An 18,017-nucleotide genomic window follows, 5' to 3' on the forward strand; every position below is an offset into this window, starting at 1 on the left:
GGGGCCGCCCACCGGCGTACGGTGCCCGCCGCCCACGACGGGCGGCCCGGCACGACGAGTTCCCCACCGGCACCCGGCGGGCCGACCGGTCCCCGCCACGACGAGCAGGACCGCGTCGCGCGGTCAGGAAAGGCCAACATGAGTGAGGCGAGTGTCGCCGTGCACGCCGACGCCGACCTGCTGGCGCAGGCGGTGGCGGCCCGGCTGGTGGTGAAGCTGCTCGACGCGCAGGCGGAGCGGGGCGCGGCGTCGATCGTGCTGACCGGGGGGCGGATCGCCGCGGCGGTCTACCGGGCGGTGGGCGCGTTGCCCGCCCACGACGCCGTCGACTGGTCCCGGGTGGACGTCTGGTGGGGCGACGAGCGTTTCCTGCCGGCGGGCGACCCGGAGCGCAACGAGACGCAGGCCCGCGCCGCGCTGCTGGACGCGATGCCGCTGGACCCGGCCCGGGTGCACCCGATGCCGGCCACCGACGGCCCGACCGGCGACGACCCGGAGGCCGGCGCCGCCGCGTACGCCGAGGAGCTGGCCCGGGCGGCCCGGCCCGGCCACGCCGCGCTGCCCCACTTCGACGTGCTGATGCTGGGTGTCGGTGAGGACGGGCACGTGGCGTCGGTCTTCCCCGAGCACCCGGTGCACCACGACACCCGGCCGGTCAGCGCGGTGCGGGGCAGCCCGAAGCCGCCGCCGGTGCGGACCACCCTCACCCTGCCGGCGATCAACACCGCCGAGGAGGTCTGGCTGGTCGCCAGCGGGGCCGACAAGGCGCGGGCGGTGGGGATGGCGCTGGCCGGGGCCGGCCCGAAGCAGCTCCCGGCGGCCGGGGTGCAGGGCGTCTCGCGGACCCTGTGGCTGCTCGACCGGGCGGCGGCGGCCGACGTGCCGGCCCGGCTGCGCAGCCTGCGCTGAGCGCGGGGCGGTCCGCCCGCCGGACCGCTCACACCGCCGCGGTGGTCACTCCCGGCCGCGGCGGCGGCGCAGCGCGGCCAACGCCTCGGCCAGCAGTGCCTCCCCCTCCTCCGGGGTACGTCGTTCCTTCACGTACGCCAGGTGGGTCTTGTAGGGCTCGGGACGGGTACGTCCGGGCGGGTTCTGGGCGTCCTGACCGGCGGGCAGGCCGCAGCGCGGACAGTCCCAGACGGCCGGCTCCTCGGCGTCCAACGCCAACCGGATCTCGGTGACGTGGTCGTTGCGGCACCAGTAGGTGACCGCGCGGCGGGGGGCCGGCTCGTACCGTTCGGTGGGGCGCTCCGGCCCCGAACCGATCCGGGAACCACGGATGACGTTGCCACTGGGCACACTCGCTCCTGTCGTCAGAGGGGACCACCGCCTGAGGCTGGCGGTGGACGACGTGGCGGAGAAAACAACTGCGCGCGGTCCGTGACGGACCGCGCGCAGATTGTACGACCTGATCGTGTCGCTCAGGACCCGCTGTTGAGCTGGAGCCGGAGCCAGAGACCGAGCCCGACGATGCAGGCGAACCAGACGATGCTCACCAGGACGGTGTAGCGGTCCAGGTTCTTCTCGGCCACCGACGAGCCGGCCAGGCTGGAGCTGACCCCGCCGCCGAACATGCTCGACAGCCCGCCGCCCTTACCGCGGTGCAGCAGGATGAGCATGGTGAGCAGAACGCTCGTGATGACCAGCAACACGATCAACGTGTATGCGAACCAGATCGGCATGGCTGGGGTCAGTCCTCTCGTTACGATCCTCGCCCGGACAGATCGGGCACGGCGGCACCGACCGGTGGACGGGCGGAGTCAAGAATAGCGAGCGATCAGGCGACCGTGTGCTCCGGGAAGCGGCAGATCTTCGCGAACTCCTCGGCGTCGAGGCTGGCCCCGCCCACCAGCGCCCCGTCCACGTCCGGCTGGGACATGATCGATGCGACGTTGGACGACTTCACCGAGCCGCCGTAGAGGATCCGGACCTGGTCGGCGGTGCCCTGGTCGTAGGTCTCGACCAGCCGCTTGCGGACCTCCCCGCAGACCTCCTGGGCGTCCTCGGGGGTGGCCGTCTTGCCGGTGCCGATCGCCCAGACCGGCTCGTAGGCGACCACGACCTTGGTGACCTGCTCGGCGGAGAGCCCCTTCAGGGCGCCGTCGAGCTGGTCGCAGCAGTGCGGGACGTGCCGCAGCTGCTCGCGGATCTCCAGGCCCTCACCGATGCAGAGGATCGGGGTGAGCCCGTTGGCCAGCGCGGCGGCCACCTTCGCGTTGACGATCGCGTCGTCCTCGTAGTGGTACTGCCGCCGCTCCGAGTGCCCGACCGCCACGTAGGTGCAGCCCAGCTTGGCCAGCATCGCCCCGGAGATGTCCCCGGTGTACGCGCCGGACTGGTACGGCGAGAGGTCCTGCCCGCCGTAGCCGATGAGCAGCTTGTCGCCGTCCACCGCGGTCTGCACGGTGCGCAGGTCGGTGAAGGGCGGCAGGACCACCGTCTCGACGGCGGTGAGCTGCTGCTCGGTGAGGCTCGCGGCCAGCTTCTGCACCAGCAGGTTGGCCTCGAGGTGGTTGAGGTTCATCTTCCAGTTGCCGGCCATCAGCGGCCGGCGGGTGACGCTCGCCATCAGTTCTCCAGGGCCGCGATGCCGGGGAGGGTCTTGCCCTCCAGGTACTCCAGGGAGGCGCCGCCACCTGTCGAGATGTGCCCGAACGACGACTCGTCCAGCCCGAGGGCCCGTACGGCCGCCGCCGAGTCACCGCCACCGACCACGGTGAACGCGTCGGTCTTGGTGATCGCCTCGGCGACACCCCGGGTGCCGTTCGCGAAGGCCGGCATCTCGAACACGCCCATCGGGCCGTTCCAGAAGACCGTCTTCGCCTGCGACAGCGCGGCGGTGAAGCCGGCCACCGTCTCCGGGCCGATGTCCAGGCCGAGCCGGTGGCTGGGGATGCCGTCGGCGGGCACCGTGTCGTGCGCGGCGTCCGGGGCGAAGGCGTCGGCCGCCACCACGTCCACCGGGAGCAGGATCTTGCCCTCGGCGCGGGACAGGAGGTTGCCGCAGGTCTCGACCATCTCCTCCTCCAGCAGCGAGGTGCCCACCTCGTGGCCCTGGGCCTTGAGGAAGGTGAAGCACATCCCGCCGCCGATGAGCAGCCGGTCGACCTTCGGCAGCAGCGCCTCGATGACCGCCAGCTTGTCGGAGACCTTGGAGCCGCCGAGCACCACCACGTACGGGCGCTCCGGCTCGCCGGTCAGCCGGGACAGCACCTCCACCTCGCGCAGCACCAGCCGGCCCGCCACGTGCGGCAGCCGGGCCGGTACGTCGTGGACGCTGGCGTGCTTGCGGTGCACCGCGCCGAACGCGTCGTCCACGTACGCCTCGCCGAACGCGGCGAGCTGGTCGGCGAAGGCCCCCCGCTCGGTGTCGTCCTTGCTGGTCTCCCCCTTGTTGAAGCGGAGGTTCTCCAGCAGGGCCACCTGGCCGTCGGCCAGCGCGTCCACGGTGGCGCGGGCGGACTCGCCGACGGTGTCGGTGGCGAAGTGCACAGGCGCGTCGAGCAGCTCACCGAGCCGCCCGGCGACCGGGCGGAGGCTGTACTGCGGGTCCGGGGCGCCCTTCGGGCGGCCCAGGTGCGAGCAGACCACGACCTTCGCCCCGGCCTGCACGAGCGCGCCCAGGGTGGGCAGGACAGCCCGGATGCGGCCGTCGTCGGTGATCTCCCCGGTCTGCTTGTCGAGCGGGACGTTCAGGTCGGCGCGCACCAGCACGCGCCGACCCGACACCCCCTCGGCGAGCAGGTCGTCGAGGTTGCGGATGCTCGCACTCACAGCGAGGAACCCACCAGCTTGACCAGGTCGACGAGCCGGTTGGAGTAGCCCCACTCGTTGTCGTACCAGCCGACGACCTTGACCTGGTTGCCGATGACCTTGGTCAGCGGCGCGTCGAAGATGCACGACGCCGGGTCGGTGACGATGTCGGCCGAGACGATCGGGTCCTCGTTGTAGACCAGGATGCCCTTGAGCGGGCCGTCCGCGGCGGCCTTGATCGCGGCGTTGACCTCGTCCACGCTGGTCTCCCGGCCGACCTCGACGGTCAGGTCGGTGGCCGAGCCGGTCGGGATCGGCACCCGCAGCGCGTAACCGTCCAGCTTGCCCTTGAGCACCGGCAGCACCAGCCCGATCGCCTTGGCGGCACCGGTCGAGGTGGGGACGATGTTCAGCGCGGCGGCGCGGGCGCGACGCAGGTCCTTGTGCGGCGCGTCCTGGAGGTTCTGGTCCTGGGTGTACGCGTGGATCGTGGTCATCAGGCCCTTCTCGATGCCGAAGGTGTCCTGCAGGACCTTCGCCATCGGGGCCAGGCAGTTCGTGGTGCACGACGCGTTCGAGATGATGGTGTGCTTGGCCGGGTCGTACTGGTCGTGGTTCACGCCCATGACGACCGTGACGTCCTCGTTCTTCGCCGGGGCGGAGATGATGACCTTCTTGGCCCCGCCGTCGATGTGCGCCTTGGCCTTGGTGCCGTCGGTGAAGAAACCGGTGGACTCGATGACGACGTCCGCGCCGGCGTCGCCCCACGCCAGCTTCGCCGGGTCCTTCTCGGCGAACGCCTTGATGGTCTTGCCACCGACGGTGATCTCGTCGGCGGTGGCCTTGACCTCGTGCGGCAGGCGACCGAGGATGCTGTCGTACTTGAGCAGGTGGGCGAGCGTCGCGTTGTCGGTCAGGTCGTTCACGGCGACGACCTCGATGTCGGCGCCGGACGCCAGCACGGCCCGGAAGAAGTTACGGCCGATGCGGCCGAAGCCGTTGATGCCAACCCGGATGGTCACAGGTCCCATCTCCTCGCGTTCTGGTCCGCCGACGTCAGAACGGGCCGGCGGAGGTGTGTGCGCCGGCCGGTGAGCCGGCCGTTGACGATTCGTCTCGGCCACCCCGCCACGGTCTGGGAGGACCTGACCGCCCGAGGCGGCGTGCACGGCGAGGAGTGCCTGTGCCGGCCCCCTTGCCGTACCCATCGACCCTATCCGAGCGTGCCCCGCCGCCCTGCGGCGGGTGGTGACCCCGTCGGGTCGACGGCACGGCACGCCCCACCCACCCGACCCGGGGCACGTCACGCCCACCGGCCCGTGCCTCGCACGCGCCCGCGGGATGGCGGCCCACCGTCCTATCAGACCACGAGCATGTCCGGCGTGACTGCCGCTTCGGTATCCGGGATGCCCAGGTCACGGGCCCGCTTGTCGGCCAGCGCCAGCAGCCGGCGGATCCGCCCGGCGATCGCGTCCTTGGTCAACGGCGGGTCGGCCAGCGCGCCCAACTCCTCCAGCGACGCCTGCCGGTGCTCCAGCCGGAGCTGACCGGCCGAGGTGAGGTGGTTCGGGGCGTCGTCGGCGAGGATCTCCAGCGCCCGGGTGACCCGGGCGGCGGCGGCCACCGCGGCCCGCGCCGAGCGGCGCAGGTTGGCGTCGTCGAAGTTCGCCAGCCGGTTGGCGGTGGCCCGCACCTCGCGGCGGACCCGACGCTCCTCCCAGGCCAGCACGCTGGAGTGGGCACCGATCCGGGTGAGCAGCGCGGCGATCGCGTCACCGTCCTTGACCACCACCCGGTCCACCCCGCGCACCTCGCGGTTCTTGGCGGTGATGCCGATCCGTCGGGCCGCGCCGACCAGGGCCAGCGCCGACTCCGGCCCCGGGCAGGTGATCTCCAGCGCGCTGGAGCGGCCCGGCTCGGTCAGCGAGCCGTGCGCCATGAACGCGCCCCGCCAGGCCGACACCGCGCAGCAGACGTTCGCCGCCACCACGTGCGGCGGCAGCCCGCGTACCGGCCGGCCCCGGACGTCGAGCAGGCCGGTCTGCCGGGCCAGCGCCTCGCCGTCCTTGACCACCCGGACGATGAAGTGGCTGCCCTTGCGCAGCCCACCGGAGGCGAGCACGTGGATCTCGCTGGGATAGCCGTAGACCTCGGCGATCTCCCGGCGCAGCCGACGGGCCACCGCCCCGGTGTCCAGCTCGGCCTCCACCACCACCCGACCGGAGACGATGTGCAGCCCACCGGCGAACCGCAGCAGCGCGGCCATCTCCGCCCGCCGGCAGCAGGGCTTGGGCACGTCGACCCGGCTCAGCTCGTCCTTGACCGCAGCCGTCATCGCCATTGTGCGCCCCCTCACGGACCGGTACCGGCGTGTCGCCGGTGATTACGTACGTGCTTAACGATCGGCGCCCAGGACAGGCACCAGTGCCGCAGCCAGGGCGGCCGGATCGTGACGGGGTGTGCCGTCGTCGACGGCGACCGGGGCGAGGACCAACCGGGCACCAAGCGATTCTGCCGCACGCCCGACCGGTTCGGGGTCACCCACCGCCTTGGAGTCGGCCACCACGTAGTCCACCGTGAGCTGCGGAAGGTACCAGCGCAGGGCGGCCAGGTGGTCGGCCACCGAGAGCCCCAGGGTCTCCTGCTCGGCGGCCAGGTTGAGGGTGACCAGCCGGCGGGCCGGGCTGGTCACGATCGCCTCGGCCAGCCCCGGCACCAGCAGGTGCGGCAGGACGCTGGTGTACCAGCTCCCCGGCCCGAAGATCAGCCAGTCCGCACCGCCGACCGCGGCCACCGCCTCCGCACAGGCCACCGGCGCGTCCGGGGTGATCCGCAGCGCCTCCACCGTGCCGGTGGTCACCGCCACGTGGCGCTGGCCGCGCACCGTGCGTACCTCGTCGGGGCGGGTCGGGTCCACCCCACGGACCCGGGCCTCGATGTCCACCGGCTCGGCGGACATCGGCAGCACCCGGCCGACCGCGCCGAGCATCGCCCCGGCGTGCGCGAGTGCGGCGACCGGGTCGCCGAGCTGCTCCATCAGGCCGCAGAGCACCAGGTTGCCCACCGCGTGACCGGCCAGCCCGTCGCGCTGGTCGCCGGCGAACCGGTGCTGGAACAGCCCGGCGCTGCGGCGGGTGGCCGGATGGTCCCCGGCCAGCGCCACCAGGGCCTGCCGCAGGTCGCCCGGGGGCAGCCCGCCGCGCTCGGCGCGCAGCCGGCCGCTGGAGCCGCCGTCGTCGCCGACGGTGACCACGGCGGTGATGTCCAGTTCGAGTTCCCCGGCGCAGTGTCGCAGCGCCCGCAGCGAGGCGGACAGACCGTGTCCCCCGCCGAAGGCGACCACCGACGTCGCCGTCATTCCCGCCCCAGGTCCCGGTGCTGCGCGTTGGCGGCCAGCCCCGACTGGCGCAGCCGCTCGGCCAACTCCTCGGCGATCGCCACGCTGCGGTGCTTGCCGCCGGTGCAGCCGACGGCGACCGTCAGGTACCGCTTGCCCTCCCGTTCGAACCCGGCGGTGGTGGCGTTGACCAGCTCGGCGTACGAGGCGACGAAGGTGTCCGCGCCCTCCTGGCCGAGCACGTACGCGCTGACCGCCGCCTCCCGACCGGTGTGCTCCCGCAGCTCGGGCACCCAGTACGGATTCGGCAGGAACCGGGCGTCGAGCACGAAATCGGCGTCCGGCGGCAGGCCGTACTTGAAGCCGAAGGAGAGCACGGTGAGCCGCAGCCGACGGGCGTCCTCCCCGCCGAACAGCTCCTCGACCCGGCGACGGAGCTGGTTGACGTTGAGGTGGCTGGTGTCGATGATCACATCGGCCTGGTCCCGGGCCTCCTCCAGCAGTTCCCGCTCGACGGCGATCCCGTCGGCGAGCCGCCCCTCACCCTGCAACGGGTGCGAGCGGCGGACGCTCTCGAACCGTCGGATCAGCACCTCGTCGTCGGCGTCGACGAAGACCACCCGGGGCGAGAAGCCGCGCTCCTTGAGCTCCCGGATCGCCCCGGCCAGGTCGGTGGAGAAGGCCCGCGAGCGGACGTCCAGCACCATCGCGGTACGCCGGGCCGCCCCACCGGCCTTCATCGCCAGCTCGGCCATGTCCAGCATCAGCGCCTGCGGCAGGTTGTCCACCACGTAGTAGCCGACGTTCTCCAGGGCGCGGGCGACGGTGCTGCGGCCACCGCCGGACAGGCCGGTGACCACCACCAGCGTGGTGTCCGACTCCGCCGTGCCGCCCTCGACGTACCCGCCGGTTGTCCGCGCCTCGACCATCCCACCACTCCCGCTTCGTGGCGGCGGGCCCCGGGGGCCCCGTACCGCACAGGGTCAGTCGACGACTCTATCCCGGCGGGCGGCGTCGATCCCGGCACGCCCGACGGCGGGTTGCCCGACGGGTCCGGCCCGGCATCTGACCAGCGTCGGGAGCACCACCTGGCACACGGCGGTATGCCTGTCCGTCATATTGATGACGGACAGGCATACCGCTGAACGGCAGCCGGGCCGCCACGGCAGGGCCCGGCGGTGGCGGCCCGGTCGCCTAGCTGTCGTCGTGTTCGGTGGTGGCGGGGGAGGCGCAGTGGCCGGCCTGCGCCCGCAGCGCGCTCTCCCACACCGGGTCCGTGGCCGCCCACTCGCCGACCAGCGCCGCCAGCCGGCGCGCGGGCAGACCGCGCGCGAGCGCGGTCAGCTCCGCGACCCGGGGGTCGACCGCCGTGTCCGACCGGGGGGTGGCCGCCGAGGACCACGCGAAGCCGTCGGCCAGCGCGGCGGCGGTGAGGGCCACCGCGTGCGCACACAGGTCGGTGTCGGCGGCGCAGTCGCACTCCGTGGTGAAGCCGTCCGGCGTGACCCCCACCCAGACCTCGTACGGCGGCTGTCCCGCCTCGCGGATCACGCCGGTCACCCCGCCGCCGGCCGGGTCGATCTGCGCCGGCTGACCGGCGACCGTCAGCTCGTCCGCCGCCGCGCAGACGTCGGCCCCGGCCGCGTCCCGGAGTGCGTCGATGTCGATGCGTACCGCCATCGGGCCATCCAACCGCAGCGAACCGACGCCGGTGACGTCAGGGCGGTGCCCGGCGCCCTGCGGAGGGGCGGCGCGGGGGCGTCGTGGACGGCGGTGTCGGGGCCGGCTCGTAGACTCCCCGGATGGTCTCCCCCACCGAGCTGCGCGCCTCCGACGCGCTCGACGTGCTCCGCCGGGTCTTCGGCTACGACGCCTTCCGGGGCTTCCAGCAGGAGGTCATCGACCACGTGGTGGCCGGCGGGGACGCGCTGGTGCTGATGCCCACCGGTGGCGGCAAGTCGCTGTGCTACCAGGTCCCGGCCCTGGTCCGTGACGGCGTCGCGGTGGTCGTCTCCCCGCTGATCGCCCTCATGCAGGACCAGGTCGACGCGCTGACGGCCGTCGGCGTCCGCGCCGGCTTCCTCAACTCGACGCAGGACTACGCGGCCCGGCGCGCGGTCGAGCAGGCGTTCGTCGCCGGTGAGCTGGACCTGCTCTACCTCGCCCCGGAGGCGTTGGGCACCCGGGGCGTGCAGCAACTGCTCGACCGGGGGCGGATCGGCCTGTTCGCCATCGACGAGGCGCACTGCGTGTCCCAGTGGGGGCACGACTTCCGCCCCGACTACCTGGCCCTGTCGATGCTGCACGAACGCTGGCCGGCGGTGCCCCGGATCGCGTTGACCGCGACCGCCACCAGCGCCACCCGGGCCGAGATCGCCACCCGGCTCCAGCTCACCGAGGCGAAGCACTTCGTGGCGAGCTTCGACCGGCCCAACATCCAGTACCGGATCGTGCCCAAGAAGGAGCCGCGCAAGCAGTTGCTGGCCCTGCTGCGCGACGAGCACCCGGGCGACGCCGGCATCGTCTACTGCCTGTCCCGCGCCTCGGTGGACAAGACCGCCGAATTCCTGGTCGCCAACGGGATCGCCGCGCTGCCCTACCACGCCGGCCTGGACGCGGGCACCCGCGCCGCCAACCAGCAGCGGTTCCTGCGCGAGGACGGCCTGGTCATGGTCGCCACGATCGCCTTCGGGATGGGCATCGACAAGCCGGACGTCCGGTTCGTGGCCCACCTCGACCTGCCCAAGTCGGTGGAGGGCTACTACCAGGAGACCGGCCGGGCCGGCCGGGACGGGCTGCCGTCGACCGCCTGGCTCGCCTACGGCCTGCAGGACGTGGTGCAGCAACGCAAGATGATCGAGACGTCGGACGGCGACCTGGCCCACCGGCGTAACCTCGCCACCCACCTGGACGCCATGCTGGCGCTCTGCGAGACGGTCCGCTGCCGCCGGGTGCAGCTGCTCGAATACTTCGGCCAGTCCGGCACGGCCGACTGCGGCAACTGCGACACCTGCCTGACCCCGCCGGAGACCTGGGACGGCACGGTGGCCGCGCAGAAGCTGCTGTCCACCGTCTACCGGCTCGACCGGGAACGCAACCAGCGCTTCGGGGCCGGGCACTGCGTCGACATCCTGCTCGGCAGGCAGAACGACAAGATCAGCCAGTACGGCCACGACGCGCTGAGCACCTTCGGCATCGGCACCGAGCTGCGTGAGGCGGAGTGGCGTGGGGTGGTCCGGCAGTTGCTCGCCGAGGGGCTGTTGGCGGTCGAGGGCGACTACGGCACGTTGGCGCTGACCGAGGCCAGCGCGGAGGTGCTGGGTCGCCGTCGCACGGTGACCATGCGCCGGGAGCCGGAGAAGGTGGCCTCGACCCGGTCGGCGAAGCCACGCGGCGCGGCCACCGTGGTCGCCGAGTTGTCCCCGGCGGCCGGGTCGCTGTTCGAGCGGCTGCGGGCCTGGCGGGGGGCCACCGCCAAGGAACAGGGCGTACCCGCGTACGTGATCTTCCACGACGCGACGCTGCGGCAGATCGCCACCGACGCCCCCACCTCGCTGGCCGAGCTGTCGAGGATCAGCGGCGTCGGCGAGAACAAGCTCGCCAAGTACGGCGAGTCCATCCTCGCCGTCCTCGCCGACCAGCCCTGACCGGCCTCCTTGATCCACTCACCTGGGCCGATGTTGCGGTATCCCGCCCGTCGGATACCGCAACTTCGCCCCCCGTCCGACCCCTGACCAGCCCGCTCGCCGCCCTACCCCCGTTGATCGACTCACCTGGGCCGATATTGGACTATCCCCACCCCCGGATACCGCAACTTCGCCCCCCAACCCACCCCCGACCAGCCCGCCCGCCACCCCACCGCCGTTGATCCACTCCCGTGGGCCGAAGTTGCGCTACCCCCACCCCCGGATACCGCAACTTCGCCCCAGTCGAGTTGATCACGCCAAACTCAACGGGCCCGCTCAGGCGCTGCCGGACGGGGGACCAGGACCGAGGGCCGGGACCAAGGACCGAGGGCCGGGACCAAGACCGGGGGCCGGGACCAAGACCGGGGGCCGGGACCAGGACCGAGGGCCGGGACCAGGACCGAGGGCCAAGGGCCGGGGGCCGACGGGGTCAGTCGGTCGGGGTGGGGGTGGTGTCGCCGTCGAGGGCGGCGAGGATCGCCTCGGCGGTGCGCCGGCCCACCCCGGGCACCTCGACGATCTCCTCCACGGTGGCGGCGGAGAGCCGTTTGAGCGAGCCGAAGTGGTGCAGCAACGCCTTGCGGCGTACCTCGCCCAGCCCGGGGACGGTGTCCAGGGCCGATTCGGTCATCCGCTTGGAACGCCGCTGCCGGTGGAAGGTGATGGCGAACCGGTGCGCCTCGTCGCGGGCACGTTGGAGCAGGTAGAGCCCCTCGGAGGTGCGCGGCAGAATGACCGGGTAGTCGTCGTCGGGCAGCCAGACCTCCTCCAGCCGCTTGGCCAGCCCGCACAGCGCCACGTCGTCGATGCCCAGCTCGGCCAGCGCCTGGGCCGCCGCCGCCACCTGCGGGGCGCCACCGTCGACGATCACGAGTTGCGGCGGGTACGCGAACTTGCGCGGCCGGCCGGTGGTCGGGTCGATGCCGGGGCGGTCGGGGTCGGACGCGGTCTCCTCGCCCAGCTCGCCGGTCTCAGCGCGGGCGTCGAGGTAGCGGGCGAAGCGCCGACGCAGCACCTCGGACATCGCCGACAGGTCGTCGGTGGCGCCCCGGACGATGAACCGGCGGTACTCGCTCTTGCGGGGCAGCCCGTCCTCGAAGACGACCATGCTGGCCACCACGTCGGTGCCCTGGATCTGGGAGACGTCGAAGCACTCGATGCGCAGCGGCGAGGTACGCATGCCGAGCGCCTCGCTGATCTCGTCGAGCGCCTTGCCCCGGGTGGTGAGGTCACCGGCCCGCTTGAGCTTGTGCCGGGCCAGCGCGTCCTTCGCGTTGCGGCCGACCGTCTCCAGCAGGGTCTTCTTGTCGCCGCGCTGGGGCACCCGCAGCGACACCCGGCTGCCCCGGCGGGTGCTGAGCCAGTCGGCGAGCGCGTCGGCGTCGACGGGCAGCTCGGGGACGAGCAGTTCCCGGGGGACGTCCGCCTCGCCCTGCTCGCCGCCGTAGACCTGGGTGCAGAAGTGGTGGACCAGGTCGCCGGTGGTCAGCTCCTCGGTTTTTTCCACCACCCAGCCGCGTTGGCCGCGTACCCGGCCGTCGCGGACGTGGAAGACCTGCACGGCGGCTTCGAGGGGGTCGTCGGCGAAGGCGACCACGTCGGCGTCGGTGCCGTCGCCGAGCACCACGGTCTGCTTCTCCATGGCCCGGCGCAGGGCGGCCACGTCGTCGCGGAGCCGGGCCGCCCGCTCGAACTCCAACTGCTCGCTGGCCTCGGTCATCTCGCGTTCGAGGCGACGCACCATGCTGTCCGTGCGGCCGGCCATGAACTCGCAGAAGTTGTCGATGATCGCCCGGTGCGCCTCGGCGGAGACGGTGCCGACGCAGGGCGCGGAGCATTTGCCGATGTAGCCGAGCAGGCAGGGGCGACCCACCTGCCCGGCCCGCTTGAACACCCCGGCGGAGCAGGTGCGGGCGGGGAAGACCCGCAGCAGCAGGTCGAGCGTCTCGCGGATCGCCCAGGCGTGCGAGTACGGCCCGAAGTACCGCACGCCCTTACGCTTCGCGCCCCGCATGACCTGCAGCCGCGGGTATTCCTCGTCGAGGGTGACCGCCAGGTACGGGTACGACTTGTCGTCGCGGTACCTGACGTTGAACCGGGGGTCGTACTGCTTGATCCAGGTGTATTCGAGCTGGAGCGCCTCGACCTCGGTGCCGACGGTGACCCAGTCGACCGACTCGGCCGTGGTGACCATCTGCCGGGTGCGCTCGTGCAGCCCCCACGGGTCGGCGAAGTAGGAGTTGAGCCTGCTGCGCAGGTTCTTGGCCTTGCCGACGTAGATCACCCGGCCGGTGCCGTCGCGGAACCGGTAGACCCCGGGGGACTCGGGGATCGTGCCGGTCGCGGGGCGGTAGGTCGAGGGATCAGCCACGGCACCGAGACTATCCGTTGCCCCCGACACTCCAGATCACGCCGAGCTGGTCGACCTCGGTGCCGCTGCGGCCGAAGAATCCGGCCAGCCGACCGCCCGGCGGTGCGGTGAAGGTGACCGCCGCCGAGGTGGGCGTACCGGCGGTCAGGACGCGGCCCTGGTCGGTGTCGAGCCGGGCCGAGAAGATCCTGGTCCGGCCGTCCTTCTGCCCCTGGGTGAGGGTGACCTGGGTGATCCGCTCGCCGGGGGCGAGGGTGAGGCTGCTCTCCGTCCCGCCGGTGCCGCCGTGGCGCAGTTGGCCGCCGTCGGCGAGGTCGACGCCGACGGCGTCGAGCCGGGAGCCGCCGCGCAGGGTGACCCGGGTGACCGCCGGGCCGACCCGGTCGGCGTCGGTGAACGGCGTGCCGTGCGGGCCGCCCCAGGTGTCGCTGGCCCGCAGCGTCGGGTCGAGGGTCCAGTCGAACCAGGCGGCGTGCGGGTAGTGGTCGGACAGCGGCCCGCCGGTCGGGGTGAGGAACCGGGCGTGCTCGTTGTGGTAGCGGTTCAGGGCGAGCCGGACCAGCTTGTTGCCCCGGTAGAGGATCTTGTCGACCACCTCGCAGGAGTCGGTCACGTTGGCCTCGTCGCAGATCAGCGCCGGGTCACCGGCGGCCGGCGGCTGGCCGGCCCGTTCCTGCTGCACCCAGACGTCGGTGAGCCCGTTGGCCGCGACCAGGTCGCGGATGTTGTCGCCGGTACGGGTGTAGCGGACGTTCAGGTCACCCATCAGGACCACCGCGTTGCCTGCCGAGTTGGCGGCGACGTACGCGGAGAGCTGGCTGAGGTTGGACCGGCGGGCGGCCAGGTCGGCGTCGGTGGTGCCGGCGTTGGGGTGGGCGTTGTAGAAGTCGACGTAGACGCCCTCGGCCAGCCGGATGCGACTGGCGGTGAAGCCCTTCGGGGTGAGGCAGTCGGTCCCGTTGCAGGAGTTCCACTTCACCCGGGCGAAGTCGCTGTACGGGTAGTTCGACAGCGTGTTGAGGCCGCTGCCGAACGGCACGCCCCCGCTGGTCGGCGTCCGGTACGGGTGCTGGTCGGTGGCGTACAGGTCGGCGTGGTAGTTGAAGTCCTCCTGGACGTGCACGATGTCGTACCCGCCGAGCCGTTCGCCGATCGGCCTGGTGTTCGTCGCCGGGTCGCCGCTGGACAGGATGTCGGGCAGGCCCGCGACGTTGTAGGTGAGCACGGAGAACGCACCCGAGGTGGGGGCGGCGGCGGTCCCGGCGGGGGTGGGGGCGGTCCCGGCGGGGGCGGGGGCCGAGGCGGCGGCCGCACCGGGCGGGGTGAGCGCGACCGCGAGCAGCGTCGCGGACGCGAGCAGACGGACGACCTTCATCGACGATCCAATCTGGAGCGGCGGGACCGGCGGGGGGACCGGTCGGGGCGGGTCGACGGGCGGGCGTCAGCCCGGCACCGGATCGAAAGATATCCACGCGCTCCGACCGGCTCGACACTCCGGAGTAAAGATCCGGCGGCGGCTCGATGGACGTCTTCCGATATCGACGAACGGAGATTACCATCCGGTAACCGAATGTTATTCACGAAAAGATCCCATCCTCATCGGAGGATCGCATGCCCCGTCCCCCCACCGTCCGCCGCCTGCTCGCCGGCCTGACCGCCGGCATCAGCGTCGCCGCCCTGCTCACCGCGACCCCCGCCGCCCCGGCCGGGGCCGCCGCGCCGCGTGCCGCGTTCACCCCCGAGGACTACTGCCTCGGCGAGTGCGGCGACATCCTGCCGCCCGGCCAGAACGGCAACGCCACCCTCGTCGAGGTACTGGCCAACCAGACGCTCGGCACCCTGCCCCGGCACTCCGCCGACCAGCTCGACCGCTACGCCGACCTGGTCTACGGCTACGCCGGGCTACGCGAGGAACAGATCGGCTCGTTCTTCAACGACGCCTCCTTCGGGGTGCCGCAGGGGCAGGTCGAACGCGACTACTCGCCCCGCGCCGACGTCCGCATCCTGCGGGACAAGGCGACAGGCGTCCCGCACGTCACCGGCACCACCCGGGGCGGCACCATGTACGGCGCGGGCTACGCCGGGGCCGAGGACCGGCTGTTCACCATGGACCTGCTGCGCCACGTCGGCCGGGGCACCCTCACCTCGTTCGCCGGGGGCGCCCCCGGCAACCGGGCCCTGGAGCAGAGCGTCTGGCGCAACTCGCCGTACACCGAGGCGGACCTCCAGGCGCAGGTCGAGGCGCTGCGCACGAAGGGTCCGCGCGGCCAGCAGCTCTACGCCGACGTGCAGGAGTACATCGCCGGTATCAACGCCTACATCGGCGTCTGCATGGGCGCCCGCAACTGCCCCGGCGAGTACGTGCTCACCGGCCACCTGGACGCGGTCACCAACGCCGGCGGCCCGGAGCCGTTCCAGCTCACCGACCTGATCGCCATCGCCGGCGTGGTGGGCGGCCTGTTCGGCGGCGGAGGCGGCACCGAGATGCAGTCCGCGCTGGTCCGCATCGCCGCCCGCGCCAAGTATGGCGCCACCGAGGGCGACAAGGTGTGGACGGCGTTCCGCAACCAGAACGACCCGGAGACCGTGCTGACCCTGCACGACGGTCAGAGCTTCCCGTACGGCGACGCCTCCCCGGACGCGGCGAGCGTGGCGCTGCCCGACGCCGGCTCGGCCCGGGTCGAGCCGATCTTCACCGACCCGACCGGCTCCGCCGGCAGCACCGCCGCCCCGGCCCGTACCACCGGCAACAGCGCGTCCGGTGAGCTGGCCGCCGCGCTGTCCGGGCTGACCATCAGCCCGGCGCACCGGGGTATGTCCAACGCGGCGGTGGTCTCGGCGGCGAACTCGGCCACCGGGCACCCGGTCGCGGTCTTCGGCCCGCAGACCGGCTACTTCTCCCCGCAACTGCTGATGGTGCAGGAGTTGCAGGGCCCGGGGATCAGCGCCCGGGGCGCGGCGTTCGCCGGCCTCAACCTCTACGTGCTGCTCGGCCGGGGGCAGGACTACGCGTGGAGCGCCACCTCGTCGATCCACGACATCACCGACACGTACGCGGTGCCGCTGTGCACCACCGACGGCAGCACCCCCACCCTCGCCGCCGACCACTACCTCTACCGGGGCCAGTGCGTGGCGATGGAGCAGCTCGCGCACGTCAACAAGTGGAGCCCGACCCTCGCCGACGGCACCGCCAAGGGGTCGTACAAGCTGGTGGCCTGGCGGACGAAGCTCGGCCTGGTGTCCTGGCGGGGCACGGTGGGCGGCAAACCGCACGCGTTCACCCAGCTCCGCTCCACCTACCGGCACGAGGCCGACTCGGCGATCGGCTTCCAGATGTTCAACGACCCGACCCAGATGGGCTCGGCGGACGCCTTCGTCGCCTCGGCCAACAACGTCGAGTACGCGTTCAACTGGTTCTACGTCAACTCCACCGAGTCGGCGTACTTCAACTCCGGGCTGAACCCGGTGCGGGCCGCCGGGTCCAACCCGAACCTGCCGATGAAGGCCGAGCCGGCCTACGAGTGGCAGGGCTTCGACCCGGCGACGAACACCGCCGACTACGCCCCGCTGGCCGCCCACCCCCGCTCGGTCAACCAGGACTACTACGTCAGCTGGAACAACAAGCAGGCCAAGGACTTCGGCGGCGCGGACGGCAACTACAGCTTCGGCGCGGTGCACCGGGCCGACCTGCTGGACCGTCCGCTCAAGGCGGGCCTTGCGGCCGGCCGGAAGTTCGACCGGGGCTCGTTGACCGCGCTGGTCGAGCAGGCCGGCGTGACCGACCTGCGCGGGGCCGAGGTGCTCGACGAGCTGATCCGGGTGCTGGAGAGCCAGCCCGTCGCCGACGCCGCGCTGGCCACCGAGATCAGCCGGCTCAAGGCGTGGCGGCAGGACGGCGCGCTGCGGGTGGAGACGGCGAAGGGGTCGAAGGTCTACCGGCACGCCGACGCGATCCGCACCTTCGACGCCTGGTGGCCGCTGCTGGTCCGGGGGATGTTCCGCGACCAGCTCGGCCCGGACCTCTACCAGTCGCTGATCAACGCGATCCAGATCAACGAGTCCCCCTCCGGGCACCAGCAGGGCGACAGGTCCAACCTGCCGACCTCGGCCAACGAGGCCCAGGCGCACAAGGGCTCGTCCTTCCAGTACGGCTGGTGGGGCTACGTCGACAAGGACCTGCGCGCGGTGCTCGGCGACCCGGTGCGCGGCGGGCTGGGCCGGGGCTACTGCGGGGCCGGGAACCTGGCCGGCTGCCGGCAGGTGCTGCTGGACACGTTGCGGACGGCGGCGGCCACGCCGGCGGCCCAGGTGTACCCCGGCGACGCGAGCTGCGCCGCCGGTGACCAGTGGTGCGCGGACGCGATCATCCAGTCGCCGCTGGGCGGGATCAAGCACGCCACCATCGCCTGGCAGAACCGGCCCACCTTCCAGCAGGTGGTGTCGTTCCCGGCCCGGCGGGGCGACGACCTGACCAACCTGGCCGCCGGCCGGACGGCGACCGCGTCGGGCAGTGAGCTGTTCTTCGGGCCGGGCAAGGCCGTCGACTCGGACCTGGGCACCCGCTGGGCGAGTAGCTGGGCCGACGACCAGTGGCTCAGCGTCGACCTGGGGTCGGCCCGTCGGGTGGGCCGGGTGACGCTGGCCTGGGAGTCGGCGTACGCCCGGTCGTACCGGATCGAGGTGTCGACCGACGGGTCGACGTGGCGGTCGGTGTGGTCGACCACGGCCGGCGACGGCGGCACCGACGTGGCGGCCTTCTCCACCACGACCGCCCGGTACGTCCGGATGCACGGGGTGACCCGGGCCACCACGTACGGCTACTCGATCTGGGAGCTGGCGGTCTACGCGCAGTGAACCCGAACGGCCGGCC

At 72.6% G+C, this 18,017-nt stretch carries 14 protein-coding genes; 3 read left to right on the forward strand and 11 right to left on the reverse strand.

Going from position 1 to position 18,017, the window contains the following annotated elements; genetic code table 11:
* Window positions 1-138 precede the first annotated feature (138 nt).
* Window positions 139-909 carry a 6-phosphogluconolactonase gene (gene pgl / locus ACN268_RS12385; protein ID WP_088645094.1) on the forward strand — a complete coding sequence of 257 codons (771 nt, stop codon included), beginning with the start codon at window positions 139-141 and terminating at the stop codon, window positions 907-909.
* Between the two features lie 45 nt (window positions 910-954).
* On the opposite strand, the gene ACN268_RS12390 is transcribed toward pgl, so the two are convergent.
* From ACN268_RS12390 to ACN268_RS12430, 9 genes are all read right to left on the reverse strand, one after another.
* Window positions 955-1,299: an RNA polymerase-binding protein RbpA gene (locus tag ACN268_RS12390; protein WP_088645051.1), complete on the reverse strand. Its 345-nt coding sequence runs from the start codon at window positions 1,297-1,299 to the stop codon at window positions 955-957.
* A gap of 122 nt (window positions 1,300-1,421) precedes the next feature.
* Window positions 1,422-1,682, reverse strand: a complete 261-nt coding sequence (gene secG / locus ACN268_RS12395) for a preprotein translocase subunit SecG (RefSeq protein WP_088645052.1) — start codon at window positions 1,680-1,682, stop codon at window positions 1,422-1,424.
* 95 nt (window positions 1,683-1,777) lie between these two features.
* Window positions 1,778-2,569 carry a triose-phosphate isomerase gene (gene tpiA, locus ACN268_RS12400; protein WP_421483337.1) on the reverse strand — a complete coding sequence of 264 codons (792 nt, stop codon included), beginning with the start codon at window positions 2,567-2,569 and terminating at the stop codon, window positions 1,778-1,780.
* Entirely contained in the window at window positions 2,569-3,774 is a 1,206-nt protein-coding gene (locus ACN268_RS12405) for a phosphoglycerate kinase (protein ID WP_211291563.1), read from the reverse strand. Before ACN268_RS12405 ends, tpiA begins: the two co-directional genes overlap by 1 nt.
* Window positions 3,771-4,775, reverse strand: coding sequence for a type I glyceraldehyde-3-phosphate dehydrogenase (gap, locus tag ACN268_RS12410; RefSeq protein WP_088645054.1), 1,005 nt, complete (start codon window positions 4,773-4,775; stop codon window positions 3,771-3,773). The genes ACN268_RS12405 and gap overlap by 4 nt, the downstream gene beginning before the upstream one ends.
* A gap of 338 nt (window positions 4,776-5,113) precedes the next feature.
* Window positions 5,114-6,094, reverse strand: a complete 981-nt coding sequence (gene whiA / locus ACN268_RS12415) for a DNA-binding protein WhiA (RefSeq protein WP_067304387.1) — start codon at window positions 6,092-6,094, stop codon at window positions 5,114-5,116.
* 54 nt (window positions 6,095-6,148) lie between these two features.
* Complete coding sequence (locus ACN268_RS12420) at window positions 6,149-7,111, reverse strand: gluconeogenesis factor YvcK family protein (RefSeq protein WP_421483339.1); 963 nt, start codon at window positions 7,109-7,111, stop codon at window positions 6,149-6,151.
* Entirely contained in the window at window positions 7,108-8,019 is a 912-nt protein-coding gene (gene rapZ, locus ACN268_RS12425; RefSeq protein WP_421483340.1) for an RNase adapter RapZ, read from the reverse strand. Before rapZ ends, ACN268_RS12420 begins: the two co-directional genes overlap by 4 nt.
* A 265-nt stretch (window positions 8,020-8,284) precedes the next feature.
* Window positions 8,285-8,770, reverse strand: a complete 486-nt coding sequence (locus tag ACN268_RS12430; RefSeq protein ID WP_421483342.1) for a hypothetical protein — start codon at window positions 8,768-8,770, stop codon at window positions 8,285-8,287.
* A 122-nt stretch (window positions 8,771-8,892) separates the two neighbouring features.
* Here ACN268_RS12430 and recQ point away from each other — a divergent pair, with 122 nt between their 5' ends.
* A complete protein-coding gene (recQ, locus tag ACN268_RS12435; protein ID WP_421483343.1) occupies window positions 8,893-10,737 on the forward strand; it encodes a DNA helicase RecQ in 1,845 nt (614 codons plus the stop codon).
* Window positions 10,738-11,206: 469 nt separating this feature from the next.
* Here the strand turns inward: recQ and uvrC are convergent, their stop codons facing one another.
* Complete coding sequence (gene uvrC / locus ACN268_RS12440; RefSeq protein WP_421483344.1) at window positions 11,207-13,147, reverse strand: excinuclease ABC subunit UvrC; 1,941 nt, start codon at window positions 13,145-13,147, stop codon at window positions 11,207-11,209.
* A 10-nt stretch (window positions 13,148-13,157) separates the two neighbouring features.
* Entirely contained in the window at window positions 13,158-14,522 is a 1,365-nt protein-coding gene (locus ACN268_RS12445) for a jacalin-like lectin (RefSeq protein ID WP_421483345.1), read from the reverse strand.
* A 236-nt stretch (window positions 14,523-14,758) separates the two neighbouring features.
* On the opposite strand from ACN268_RS12445, the gene ACN268_RS12450 reads away from it, so the two are divergent.
* Entirely contained in the window at window positions 14,759-18,001 is a 3,243-nt protein-coding gene (locus ACN268_RS12450) for a penicillin acylase family protein (RefSeq protein WP_421483346.1), read from the forward strand.
* Window positions 18,002-18,017 lie beyond the last annotated feature (16 nt).

This window comes from Micromonospora sp. WMMD735 (genome assembly GCF_049178995.1).
GTDB lineage: Bacteria > Actinomycetota > Actinomycetes > Mycobacteriales > Micromonosporaceae > Micromonospora > Micromonospora wenchangensis.